At 31.8% G+C, this 12,959-nt stretch carries 13 protein-coding genes; 11 read left to right on the top strand and 2 right to left on the bottom strand.

Going from position 1 to position 12,959, the window contains the following annotated elements; genetic code table 11:
- Both ACMUOV_RS01055 and ACMUOV_RS01050 read left to right on the top strand, forming a co-directional pair.
- The coding region (locus tag ACMUOV_RS01055; protein WP_413852939.1) for an ABC transporter ATP-binding protein at positions 1 to 593 on the top strand (593 nt) is incomplete at its 5' end.
- 172 nt (positions 594 to 765) lie between these two features.
- Complete coding sequence (locus tag ACMUOV_RS01050) at positions 766 to 2,619, top strand: TonB-dependent receptor plug domain-containing protein (RefSeq protein WP_413852937.1); 1,854 nt, start codon at positions 766 to 768, stop codon at positions 2,617 to 2,619.
- 86 nt (positions 2,620 to 2,705) lie between these two features.
- Here the strand turns inward: ACMUOV_RS01050 and hisC are convergent, their stop codons facing one another.
- Entirely contained in the window at positions 2,706 to 3,836 is a 1,131-nt protein-coding gene (hisC, locus tag ACMUOV_RS01045) for a histidinol-phosphate transaminase (protein ID WP_413852935.1), read from the bottom strand.
- Positions 3,837 to 3,851: 15 nt separating this feature from the next.
- Entirely contained in the window at positions 3,852 to 4,916 is a 1,065-nt protein-coding gene (gene pheA / locus ACMUOV_RS01040) for a prephenate dehydratase (RefSeq protein WP_413852933.1), read from the bottom strand.
- Between the two features lie 300 nt (positions 4,917 to 5,216).
- Between pheA and nrdR the strand changes: the two genes are divergently transcribed.
- The 9 genes from nrdR (at position 5,217) to ACMUOV_RS00995 (ending at position 12,858) form a co-directional block, all read left to right on the top strand.
- Positions 5,217 to 5,687 (top strand): transcriptional regulator NrdR, encoded by a 471-nt coding sequence (gene nrdR / locus ACMUOV_RS01035; protein ID WP_413852931.1) that lies wholly within the window; start codon positions 5,217 to 5,219, stop codon positions 5,685 to 5,687.
- 19 nt (positions 5,688 to 5,706) lie between these two features.
- Positions 5,707 to 8,025, top strand: coding sequence for a vitamin B12-dependent ribonucleotide reductase (locus ACMUOV_RS01030; RefSeq protein WP_413852929.1), 2,319 nt, complete (start codon positions 5,707 to 5,709; stop codon positions 8,023 to 8,025).
- Positions 8,026 to 8,217: 192 nt separating this feature from the next.
- On the top strand, positions 8,218 to 9,003 hold the full coding sequence (rpsB, locus tag ACMUOV_RS01025; protein WP_413852927.1) for a 30S ribosomal protein S2: 786 nt from the start codon (positions 8,218 to 8,220) through the stop codon (positions 9,001 to 9,003).
- Between the two features lie 2 nt (positions 9,004 to 9,005).
- The gene (gene tsf, locus ACMUOV_RS01020; RefSeq protein ID WP_413852925.1) at positions 9,006 to 9,848 is read left to right on the top strand and encodes a translation elongation factor Ts; all 843 of its coding nucleotides are present in this window, start codon (positions 9,006 to 9,008) and stop codon (positions 9,846 to 9,848) included.
- The gene (gene pyrH, locus ACMUOV_RS01015; protein WP_413852941.1) at positions 9,845 to 10,546 is read left to right on the top strand and encodes a UMP kinase; all 702 of its coding nucleotides are present in this window, start codon (positions 9,845 to 9,847) and stop codon (positions 10,544 to 10,546) included. The genes tsf and pyrH overlap by 4 nt, the downstream gene beginning before the upstream one ends.
- A gap of 18 nt (positions 10,547 to 10,564) precedes the next feature.
- Complete coding sequence (gene frr, locus ACMUOV_RS01010; protein ID WP_413852923.1) at positions 10,565 to 11,125, top strand: ribosome recycling factor; 561 nt, start codon at positions 10,565 to 10,567, stop codon at positions 11,123 to 11,125.
- A gap of 19 nt (positions 11,126 to 11,144) precedes the next feature.
- Positions 11,145 to 11,321, top strand: coding sequence for an indolepyruvate ferredoxin oxidoreductase subunit alpha (locus ACMUOV_RS01005; protein ID WP_413852921.1), 177 nt, complete (start codon positions 11,145 to 11,147; stop codon positions 11,319 to 11,321).
- Positions 11,322 to 11,325: 4 nt separating this feature from the next.
- Positions 11,326 to 12,045: an isoprenyl transferase gene (locus ACMUOV_RS01000; protein ID WP_413852919.1), complete on the top strand. Its 720-nt coding sequence runs from the start codon at positions 11,326 to 11,328 to the stop codon at positions 12,043 to 12,045.
- An 18-nt stretch (positions 12,046 to 12,063) separates the two neighbouring features.
- Positions 12,064 to 12,858, top strand: a complete 795-nt coding sequence (locus ACMUOV_RS00995; protein WP_413852917.1) for a phosphatidate cytidylyltransferase — start codon at positions 12,064 to 12,066, stop codon at positions 12,856 to 12,858.
- The last annotated feature ends 101 nt before the right edge of the window (positions 12,859 to 12,959 follow it).

Raw genomic sequence — 12,959 nt, 5'->3', positions numbered from 1 at the left:
ATAATGAAGATGTTTATAATATGAAAAAAAACGTGTTGGCAAAAAAAATATCTTTTATGCCGCAAACAATGCAGTTTGATTTTTCTTTTAATGTAAAAGATTTTATAATGTTTGGCAGATATCCGTATATAAATATGTTTAAGTTGGCATCAAAAGATGATTTTCAAATAGTTGAAGATATAATGAATTTTACAGAAACAACGGAGTTTGCTGCAAGAAATATAAATGAACTTTCAGGCGGGGAGAAACAAAAAGTTTTGTTGGCACAAACATTGGTGCAGCAAACGGATATTATTGCACTTGATGAGCCGACATCTCATCTTGATATAGGTAATCAGGCAGCGATATTTAAGTTATTAAAAATGTTAAACGAACAATATAATAAAACAATTATTACTACAGTGCACGATTTGAATTTGACAGGAGAATTTTGTTCGGATATTGTTTTGCTTGATAATAAAAATGTATTTAATTTCGGAAAAGCGGAGGAAGTATTAAATTATAAAGATATAGAAAAAATATACGGAACGACCGTTGTTGTTAAAAATAACCCCGTATCAAATAAACCGGTTGTTATTCCGATTTATAGTTAGAAGATTAGAGGATTGGAAACTTGGAAGAACAGAAGTATGGAGGTATGGAAAATTTTCATAAAATAAAAAATAAATTAAATTTATCAGCTGCTCAGCTGAAAAACCGAAGGTTTTGGCTCAGCTTATCAGCTAAAAATTACAAGGTGATTTTTTAAAAAGGAGAAAAGAAAAAATGAAAAAGGCAGTAAGTTTGTTGGCAGTATTTGCATTGGTTGTATCAATGGCAGTACAAAATGTTGCGGCAGAAGAAACTGAACAAAATAGTGATGAACAAGTTATGTTTTTATCTTTGACAAAAAAAGCAGAACCGTTAAGAGATTTAACAACAAATTTAACGGTTATTACCGAAGAAGAAATTAAAGAGAAAAATGCAAAAAATTTAGGAGATATCGTTGATGGAGAAGCAGGTATTTCATATAAAACATACGGACCTTTGGGGCAAACACAATCTATATATATGAGAGGTTCAACTGCAGGGCAAGTTTTGGTTTTAGTTGACGGAAGACATGTAAATGATATAGGAACGGGCGGCGGAGCAGATTTTACGGCAATTCCGGCAAATATGATAGAAAGAGTTGAAATTATAAGAGGTTCAGGTGCTGCTCTTTACGGAACGGGAGCTTTCGGCGGTGTAATAAATGTTATAACAAAAAAAGCTACATCTTTAACACCTAATGTTAATCCTTATTTTTCTTACGGAACTTTTAATAATATAAATGCAGGTATAACGGGTGCTTATGCGAACGATACGATTTCAATATTGATAGCACCTTCTTTATTGTCTTCCGACGGTTACAGAAAAAATTCTTTTTATGATTCTAAAAATATTTTTGGTAAAATCGGTGTAAATTTAACCGAAAATTCCGAAATAGTTTTATCGGGGCAAGCATATAATGCAGATTTAGGTAATCCGGGATCTTTATCTTATCCTTCCGAAACCGCAAAACAGTTTGAAGATAATAATTATTTAAAACTTGACTATAATACACAAATAAAAGATTTTGATATTTCTTTGTCAGGATACAATGCAAATTATACAAGAAAATCGGGTGATATTGGGGATTCCTGGAGTCCGTATTTCAATCAATATAATACTTTAAACACAGGAATTAAGGGGAATGTTTCGTATAAAGGAGCTGTAACTTTAGGATTGGAATGGGATAAAACGGAATATAAACAAAAAGATTTAATATACAATTCTGAAAAAATAAACAGAAACAGAGAAAATGCGGCAGTCTATTTACAAGCAGTTTTAAGTATTGGTGATTTAACTTTAATTCCTGTTGTCAGAGGAGATAAAAATACCGATTATGAAGATGTGTTTACTCCTGCATTGTCTGCAATTTATAAATTAACCGATGAAATAAAATTTTCAGGTAATGTAAGCAAAGTTTGGAATGCACCGTCATTCGGGCAAATTTACGGAGACGGAACATATTATAACCCTAATTATAATTTAAAACCGGAAAAAGGTATATCAAGTGATTTAGGTATTGAATATGCTAACGATAAAATAGGTATAGCTTTAACCGGTTTTTATATAACAACAAAAGATTTAATTCAAAACCTTCCTGATACGGGTTGGATGTATAAAGCACAAAATGTAGATGAAACAAAACAATACGGTTATGAAGTTGAAGCAACTTATTATATGAAATATCAGAATATGCCAAAATGTATTAAACATAAATTAAATTATACATATTTGAGAGCGGAAAATACAAAAACTCATAAGGATTTAACTTATAAACCGATGCACACTTTTAATTATATCTTATCGGTATCTCCGTTGAAACAATTCAAATTTAGCATAGATGTATCTTATGTAACTACAACATTATGTGAAACAGGGGATTATTTAAAAGATTATTGTTTAGTCGGTGCAAGAGCAGATTATCAAATAATGAAATATGTTTCATTGTGGGCAAAAGGTGATAATTTAACAAATGATGACAAATATCAATTGAGTTACGATTATCCTATGCCGGGAATTACCGGAACCGTAGGAATTGATATTAAATTTTAATTTCATCGCTTTTTTATAAAAATTAAAGCCCCTAATATTCAAATATTAGGGGCTTGTTTTATACATAAAATAATTTTGTTCTTTTTTTATTTATTCAAAACTTTTTTTATTTTTTTTAAGAAAAGTTCATTTTCTTTTCGTGTTCCTATGGTAACACGGACATAGTTATAAAGTTGATATTCGTCCATTGCTCTTATAATTACACCTTCTCGAAGCATTTTTTGAAACACTTCTTTTCCTTTAAAAGGAGCAACAGACATCAAAAAGAAATTTCCTACAGAATCTACATATTTTATCCCGAGTTTTTTAAGTTCGGTAAAAATGAATTTGAATTCTTTTCTGACATGGTTTAAACTTCTTGTAACTTGGGTTTTATCCTGCAAGCTTGCTATTGCACCCGCTTGAGCAAATTTATTTACATTGAACGGAGGTCGTATCCTTTCGATATAGTCAATTATTGTCGGGCTTGATAAACCGTAACCGACTCTTGCACCTGCCATGGCATAAATTTTTGAAAAAGTTCTAAGAACTATAAGGTTAGGATATTTTTGCAACAATTTTATTGTATTCGGAAAATCTTTTTTGTAGGATGCATATTCATAATATGCTTCATCGGAAATGACAATCGGTTTTGTTCCGAATTTGTTTACGGGTAATGCTTTTAAAAAATCTTCAAATTCTTTTGCCGTATTGTATGTTCCCGTCGGATTGTTGGGGTTTGTAATAAATACGGCTTTCGTATTTTTATTACATGCTTTTGCCATTGCTTTTAAATCATGAACAAATCCGTCTTTCATGGGAACAACAACTTCTTTTGCATCCATCAGTTTTACTGCCATTTGATATCTTGTAAATGCATGTTTTGAAATTACAATTTCATCGCTTGGCGTAAAAAACAATCTTGCAATAATTTCTATAAGTTCGTCGGAACCGCATCCTACGATAACATTGTTTATATTTAATTTATAATGTTTGGCAATTGCCGTTTTTAATTCCGTCGAATTAAAATCCGGATAAAAATAAACTTTGTCGGCAATGTTTTTCATTGCTTTTACGGCTTTTTTGGAAGGACCTAAAGGATTTTCGTTTGAAGCAATTTTAATAATATGTTTTAAACCTAATTCTCTTTTTAATGTTTCAATAGGTTTGCCGGCAACATAAGGTTCAAACGATAAACAATTTTTTCTTACTAAATTTTTTGCATCAAATTTTTTCATTTTTTATCTCCATATTTAATCGGCTTTAGGATAAGATCCTAATATTTTTAAGAATATACAATGTTTTTTTATGTTTTCTAAGGTGTTAAATATTTTTTTATCGTTTATATGACCTTGAAAATCTATAAAAAAAACATATTGCCAAACTTCTTTTTTTGTAGGTCTTGATTCTATTTTGGTTAAGTTTATGTTTCTTTTACTGAACTCGGCTAAAATATTATATAAAGCACTAACTTTATCTTTTATCGTAAATATTATACTGGTTTTATCTTTTCCTGTTTTTGCGGATGAATTATTTCCCAAAACAAAAAATCTTGTCCAATTATCTTTACTGTCTTCAATTGATTTTGCAAGAATATTCAAATTGTAAAGTTTTGCGGCAATTTCGGACGATATTGCTGCTGCTTTGTTGTTTTTTAATGCAAGCTGTGCGGCATGTGCCGTTGAGTTTACGGGAAAAATTTCAACTTGCGGTAAATTTTTATGCAACCAACCGCTGCATTGTGCAATTGCTTGCGGATGAGAATATACAACTTTAATATTATCAAGTTTTGCTTTTGATAAAAGACAATGAGATATTCTTAAATTTATTTCATTTATAACTTTTAAATTTGTATCGACAAGTTCGTCTAAAGTTGTATTTACGGAACCTTCATTTGAATTTTCTATCGGAACAACGGCATAATCGGCTCTCTGTTTTTCAACCTCTTCTATAACGTCGGATAATCTTTTCAGAGGTATAAAATCCGCTTTTGAGCCGAATTGTTTTAAAGCTGCCTGATAACTGAAAGTTGCTTTAGGACCAAGATATGCAATTTTTAAATTTGCTTCCATTGCTCTGCAAACACTTATAATTTCTTTAAAAATGTAAGTAATATCCTGTTTTGTTAAAGGTCCTTTATTATTTTTTATAATGTTACCTATAACTTCCGCTTCTCTGGAAGGAACGTAAATTGCAGATGAATTTTGTTTTAACCTGCCTATTTTAATTGCGGTTTCCGCTCTTTTATTTAGCAAATTTAAAATTTGATTATCCGTGGAGTTTATTTTTTTTCTTAGTAATTCAATATTTTTATCCATAAACATTTTCCCGTTTTCTATGCTTTGTAAATACATTTGTTTTTAGTTCTAAATGTATTGACGGCCGATGCTTACATTCGTTATTTATTACAGTCAACATTCTGCTTATATCAGTAGATTATAAATTATAATTTATAATTTGTCCAATAAATTTTAAGGACTTATTTTTTTTGCTTGACAAAATTATGTATATATTGTATTATTATCGCAATTAAACACTATATGTAGTATTTCTGCAATAATAATTAAACAAACGGAATTTTATATTACATAATCAAAATAGATTAAATAGGGGAATCTATGAAGTGTCCTTTTTGCGGAAGTTTTGAAGATCAGGTTTTGGATTCAAGACCGATAGAGCATACATCTGCCATTAAAAGAAGAAGAGAGTGCAAAAATTGTAAGAAAAGATACACAACTTACGAAAGACCTGAAGAAGTTTCTTTGACTGTTGTTAAGTCCGATAGCAGAAGAGAAAGTTTCGACAGAAAAAAATTAAGAGAAGGTATAGCAAGGGCTTGTGAAAAAAGACCTATTTCCTCTGAAACGATAGATAAAATAGTAAGTGAAGTTGAAACGGAATTAAGCGATTATTTGATGGAAGTTCCTTCTGCGGTGATAGGTGATAAAGTATTGAAAAAATTATGGGATATAGATTCCGTTGCATATATCAGGTTTGCTTCCGTATATAAAAATTTTGCCGATATTGAAACTTTTATGCAGGAAATAAAAACTTTAAAGAAAAAATATAATAAAAAAAACAATAAGTAATTTTACAGGAGAGTTTTAAATGTCAAAATTGAAAGAAGAATTGTTTAAAAAAGTCGTTCCCGAACTGTCACAGAACAGTAAAACGGTATTGTCAAAAAGGTACTTAAAAAAAGATTCTAAAGGCAATGTTTCCGAAAGTGAACAGGAATTGTTTTTTAGAGTTGCCGAAAATATTGCCCAAGCCGATAAAATATATGATAAGAGTGCCAAACTTGATGAAACGATAGAAGAATTTTATACGATGATGGCAAAACTTGATTTTTTGCCTAATTCACCTACGTTAATGAACGCCGGAAGATCGTTGCAACAGTTATCTGCATGTTTTGTTTTGCCGATAGAAGATTCTATGGAATCCATATTTGAAACATTGAAACAAACCGCATTAATTCATAAATCCGGAGGTGGAACGGGGTTTTCTTTTTCAAGGTTAAGACCATCAAATGACAGCGTTAAAACAACAAACGGTGTATCTTCCGGGCCTGTTTCTTTTATGCAGGTTTTTAATTCCGCAACGGAAGCCATTAAACAGGGCGGAACAAGACGCGGTGCAAATATGGGAATTTTAAGAATTGACCATCCCGATATATTGAAATTTATTACATGTAAAGATAAAGGAGACAGTCTTAACAATTTTAATATTTCGGTTGCGGTAACCAAAGAATTTATGACTGCCGTTGAAGATAACGAAGATTATAATTTATATAATCCAAGAACAAAAAAAGTGGTCGGGAAATTAAATGCAAGAGAAGTTTATAATAAAGTTGTTGATCAGGCATGGAAGAACGGAGAACCCGGCATAGTTTTTATAGACAGAATGAATGATGCAAATCCTACGATTGAACTTGGTGAAATCGAATCGACAAATCCTTGCGGAGAGCAACCGTTATTACCGTATGAATCTTGTAATTTAGGTTCAATAAATTTGGCAAATTTCGTCAAAGATGAAGAAGTTGATTGGGACAGACTTGAAAAAACCGTAAAATCAGCCGTTCATTTTTTGGATAATGTTATTGATATGAATAATTATCCGATAGATAAAATCGGTGAGATTACAAGATCTAACAGAAAAATAGGTTTGGGAATAATGGGTTGGGCTGATATGCTTGTTCAAATGGGCATACCTTATAATTCGCCGGAAGCTATAATTCTTGCGGAAAAAGTTATGGGCTTTATACAAAATATATCTCATAAAACATCTGAAGAAATAGCACTTAACAGAGGAGCTTTCCCCAATTTTAAACACAGTATCTATAAAAAAGGAAATCCGATAAGAAATGCAACCACAACAACAATAGCACCCACCGGGACAATCGGTATAATAGCAAATGCTTCCGGCGGAATAGAACCTATATTTGCACTTGTATACAAAAGAGCAAATTGTTTGGATAAAGCTGAAATGTTTGTTATAAATCCTTATTTTGAAAAAATAGCAAAAGAACTCGGTTTTTATTCTCAGGAATTAATGGATAAAATTGCACAGGAAGGAACTATTAAGCACATGGACGAAATACCGGAAAAAATAAGAAGAGTATTTGTAACAGCACATGATATTTCACCTGAAGACCATATAAGAATGCAGGCGGCTTTCCAAAAATTTGTAGACAATGCAGTTTCAAAAACCGTAAATTTTGCACATTCCGCAACAAAAGAAGATGTAAGTAAAGCATATATGCTTTCATACAAATTAGGTTGTAAAGGTGTTACCGTATACAGAGACGGAAGCAGAGACGAACAGGTTTTGAATTTGGCAAACAGTTCTTCAAAACAACCTGAACAACAACATGCTGCTGAAGTTGTTATAAACAAACCGAGACAACGCCCTAAAAGAGTTACCGGAACTACGCTTTTAATGCATACCGGTTGCGGAAAAATGTATGTTACAATTAATGAAGATAAACAAGGTGCGTTTGAAGTGTTTACTCAGCTTGGCAAATGCGGCGGATGTACACAAACACAATCCGAAGCAATTGCAAGACTTATTTCATTGGCTTTAAGGTATGGTATTGACCAGGAAAAAATAATTAAACAATTAAAGGGAATAAGATGTCCTTCACCTACGCTTACGGAGAGCGGTGCAATTTTATCGTGTCCGGATGCAATAGCAAAAGCTTTGGAATCTTATAAGTCCGAAAAAGAAATGCCGAGTTTGTTTAACGGAAATCAAAGTGATAATCATGAACACGAACATACAAAAACGACGGAACCTAAAGTTTATAAAACAAAGGGCTCAGGTAATTCCGAAGGAACATGTCCGCAATGTCCCGAATGCGGTGAAATGTTGGAGTTTGCCGAAGGGTGTGTGGTTTGCAGATCATGCGGATATTCAAAGTGCTTTTAAATTTTGATTTTTTGTATTCTTTTTTTGTATAATTACGAAAGTTTATTTTAAAAAAGTAACAAATAAACACACAGACGGATTGGTTGAAAGTTCCTCTTTACAAGAGGTTTCAAATTTTGAAGTTTGTGGAGGTCACTTTTGGGAAATATTTTAATATTTCTTCAAATAGTGAGAAAAAACAAGGAGAAAAAAATGGCAAATGTAACAATGAAGTCGTTGTTGGAATCCGGGGTTCATTTCGGACATCAAACAAGAAGATGGAACCCGAAAATGAGTAAATTTATTTTCGGAAGCAGAAACAAAATCCACATTATAGACCTTCAAAAAACATTAAAGGAATTAAAGAAAGTTTATAAAGTTGTAAGAGATTTCTCTGCAGAAGGTAAACAATTGCTTTTTGTGGGAACAAAAAAACAGGCACAAGCTCCTATAAAAGAAGAAGCTTTAAGATGCGGTGCTTATTTTGTATCGGAAAGATGGTTGGGCGGAACTCTTACAAATTTTGAAACATTAAAAAAATCAATATCAAGATTAAAAGAATTGGAAGCAATGAAAGAAAACGGAATATTTAACGTGCTTTCCAAAAAAGAACAATCTCAAAAAGAAAAAGAAAGAATTAAATTGGAAAAATCTCTTGAAGGTTTAAAAACCATGGATAAACTTCCCGACGTTATGTTTATCATAGACCCGGTTGAAGAAGCAACCGCACTTGCGGAAGCAAAAAAATTAAATATTCCCGTTGTTGCAGTTTGCGATACAAATTGCGATCCGGATTTGATAGATTATCCCGTTCCGGGAAACGATGATGCAATAAGAGCGGTAAAGTTATTCTGTTCCGTTATTGCGGATGCGGTTTTGGAAGGAAAAGGCATTGAAAATAAACAGGAAGACGGTGCAACCGAAGCTCAGGTTCAGGAAGAGGTAAAAGAAACTGAAAAAGCTGCAGAAGAAAAATCAGAAGAAGTTAAAGGAGAATAATTATGTCAGCTATTGAACTTATAACAAAATTAAGAGAAATGACCGGTGCCGGAATAAAAGATTGTAACAATGCATTGAAAGAAGCAAATAACGATATAGAAAAAGCGGTTGTAATTTTAAGAGAAAAAGGAATTGCATCTGCAGTTAAAAGAGCAGACAGAGCGGCAAAACAAGGCATAGTGGTTGCCAAAATAAGTGCCGATAAAAAAAGCGGAGTTTTATTGGAATTAAATTGTGAAACCGATTTTGTTGCAAGAACCGATAAGTTTAAAGCACTTGCGGACAGTTTGGCAACATTTGTTGCGAATTCATCGTCAGCCGATAATATTTTGGAACAAAAATTTGATGATACAAGAACGGTACAGGATTTAATAAAAGAATCAATAGGAACGATAGGTGAAAATATAGTTTTAAAAAGAACCGCTAAATTTTCATCCAATGGTGTAGTAAGTTCTTATATTCACATGAATAATTCTTTAGGTGTTTTGGTTGATTTTGAATGCTCTCAAGAAGTTGCAAATACCGAGGATTTTCAAAATCTTTCAAAAGAAATTGCAATGCAAATTGCCGCCGTATGTCCTTTATATGTAACAAGAGACCAGGTACCTGCCGAAGAAGTTAATAAAGAAAAAGAAATATATGTAAAACAACTGCAGGAAGAAGGTAAACCCGCAAACATAATCGATAAAATTGTTTTAGGAAAATTAAATAAATTTTATTCTCAAATTTGTTTGATGGAACAACCTTATATGAGAGAAGAAAAAGAAACAATTAAAAATGTTGTTGCAAAAGTTAATAAAGATATTGTTATTAAACAATTTGCAAGGTTTAAAATAGGTGAATAAAATTGAAAGCAAAAAGAATTTTGCTGAAGTTATCCGGTGAAACTTTATCATCCGGCACTACCCCGGTAGATTGTGACGGGGTTGCAAAAATTGCAACCGAAATAAAATCCGCAATAACTTCAAATACCGAGCTTGCAATAGTTGTGGGTGCAGGCAATATTTGGAGAGGGGCTAATAAAAATATAGACAGAGTTCCCGCAGATAAAATGGGAATGCTTGCTACGGTAATAAATGCTTTTGCCATAAGTCAAACCTTAAATACTTACGGTTTAAAATCCGTTGTGCTTTCGGCAAGTCCGGTAACTGGTTTTTGTGAAGTTTTCTCTCAGGAAAGAGCGGATTATTATTTAAGCAAAAAATATATTGTTGTTTTTGCCGGCGGAACGGGGAATCCTTTTTTTACAACCGATACTACAGCGGCCTTAAGAGCAGCCGAAATAAAAGCTGATATAGTTTTAAAAGCCACTCAGGTTGACGGTATTTACACGGATGACCCGAAAAAAAATTCATCGGCAAAGAAATATGATAAAATATCTTATGTTGAAGCGATAGATAAAAAATTGAAAATTATGGATATAACCGCTTTTCAAATTTGTATGGAAAATAAAATTCCTATTTATGTATTTGATTTTCATAAAAAAGGCAATTTGAAAAAAGTTTTAAAAGATAACAAAAAAATAGGAACGTTAGTTTATTAAAGTTTGTTGGAGGATATTATGTTACCGAAAGAGCTTTTAGCATCCGGCGAAGAAGCAATGAAAAAGACAATAGAAAAAATGAAATTTGATTTTTCAACAATTAGAACCGGTAGAGCAAACCCTGCGGTATTAGATACACTTAAAGTTGAAAGTTACGGTTCGTTAATGGCGTTAAATCAACTTGCCGGTGTAAGTGTTCCCGATGCAAAAACACTTGAAATAAGACCTTGGGATTTGTCCCAGTTAGGTGCAATAGAAAAAGCAATATTAAAATCGGATTTGGGACTGACTCCGGTTAATGACGGAAAACTTATAAGAATAACAATTCCGGCTTTAACCGAAGAAAGAAGAAAAGAAATTATAAAAACCGTTAATAAAATGTCTGAAGATTACAAAGTTGCAATTCGTAATGAAAGAAGACACATTGTTGACGGTATAAAAAAAGCCGAAAAAGATAAATTAATAACGGAAGACGATAAAAAAAAATATGAAGTTGAATCTCAAAAATTGACGGACAATTATATAAAAAAAATAGAAGATGTTGTTTCGGCAAAAGAACAAGATCTTATGAAAATTTAATTAAGGAGGATAAGTTGAAATGGCTTATTCAATAGACAAAGAAAAATGCGTAGGTTGCGGTGCTTGTGCATCAAATTGTCCTGCAACTGCAATAAATCAGGACAGTGATTCAAAATATGTTATAGGTGATGCTTGTGTAGAATGCGGTGCATGCGAATCAACATGCCCTGTTTCTGCAATATCACAAAAGAATTAAAAAAGTGCCTTTGAAAGATAAAATAAATTTTTCTTTAATGCCTAAGCATGTTGCAATCATAATGGATGGCAACGGCAGATGGGCTAAGAAAAGACTTTTACCGAGAATTATAGGGCATACCAATGGGGTTAAAACCGTTAAGAATATTGTTGAACTTTCAAGGAAGCTCAATATTCGGGTTTTAACCCTATATGCTTTTTCTACGGAGAATTGGACTCGCCCGGAAGAAGAAGTAAAGGGGTTAATGTCTTTATTAAAAAAATATCTTAAGAATGAATTGGAAAATATGAAAAATAATAATATTTCATTTAAGATATTGGGAGATATTTCAAAGTTTTCGCAAGATATTCAAAATGAAATAAATAATGCAATTGAACAAACAAAAACAAATAACGGATTAATTTTTAATTTGGCTTTAAATTACGGTTCAAGACAAGAAATTTTAAGGGCATTTAAAATTTTAATAGAAAAAAATATTACAAATCCTTCAATTCAGGATATTTCAAATGCTTTATATACGGCAGGTTTGCCGGACCCTGATTTGCTTATAAGAACATCGGGGGAAATAAGAATATCTAATTTTTTATTATGGCAATTGGCATATACCGAGATATATATAACCGATGTTTTATGGCCTGATTTTTCCGAAGAAGAGTTTTATAAAGCAATAATAAACTTTCAAAAAAGAGATAGAAGGTTCGGCGGAATTAAAGAAGATAAATAAATTAAATTGGAGTATTTTATGTTGGTACAAAGAATATTAACGGCTTTAGCGGGTATTCCGATAGTTTTTTTATGTATATATTATGGCGGAATAAGTTTCTTTTTAATGTTTTTTTTAATTATATTATTTGCCGTTTGGGAATATTTTTCAATCTGTAAAAAATATAATCCGTTAAATATTTTAGGAACGGTTATAGCATGCTTGTTTTATTTATCTTTATATTTTAACTTTTATACAAGAGAATTTATTATATTATCTATACTGTTAATATTTTTGGTTTTAATGATAAAAAATAAAATAACAAATATATCCGGTTCGATATCAGTAACATGTTTTGGAACATTGTTTATACCGTGGACACTTTATCACATGGTTTTGATAAGAGATATTCCGGATGACGGAATAAAATATATTGTGTTTTTGTTTGTAAATATTTGGCTTTTGGATACGGGGGCATATTTTGTAGGTAAAAAATTCGGTAAATATAAATTGGCAAAAAACATAAGCCCTAAAAAAACAATTGAAGGTGCCGTTGCCGGTGTCATAACAAGTATAATTGTTTCTTTATTATGCAGAATTATTTTTATGAAAGATATAATTTCATTAAACGAAGCAATTTTATTTGCTGTTGTAATTTCGGCAGTAGGGCAATTTTCGGATTTAGCGGAATCAATATTTAAAAGAGATGCCGATATAAAAGATTCCGGAAATATTCTTCCCGGACACGGCGGAATGTTAGACAGGTTTGATTCTTATCTTTTTGCAGCACCTGTTTTTTATTACTTAATAGTTTTATTAAAAAATTTCAATTAAATGTCAATCTTTACGGATTGCCTTAAATCATCGGTTTTATTATGAATATTTTAAAAAAATATCAAATTTTTTTATTGATATTTTTAGCTTATATTATAGTT

Origin of the sequence: Candidatus Ruminimicrobium bovinum, assembly GCF_902760015.1 — a bacterium.
Classification (GTDB): domain Bacteria; phylum Elusimicrobiota; class Endomicrobiia; order Endomicrobiales; family Endomicrobiaceae; genus Ruminimicrobium; species Ruminimicrobium bovinum.
Note: the sequence above shows the minus strand (reverse complement) of the source record. Positions and strands in the feature narration are given on the sequence as shown.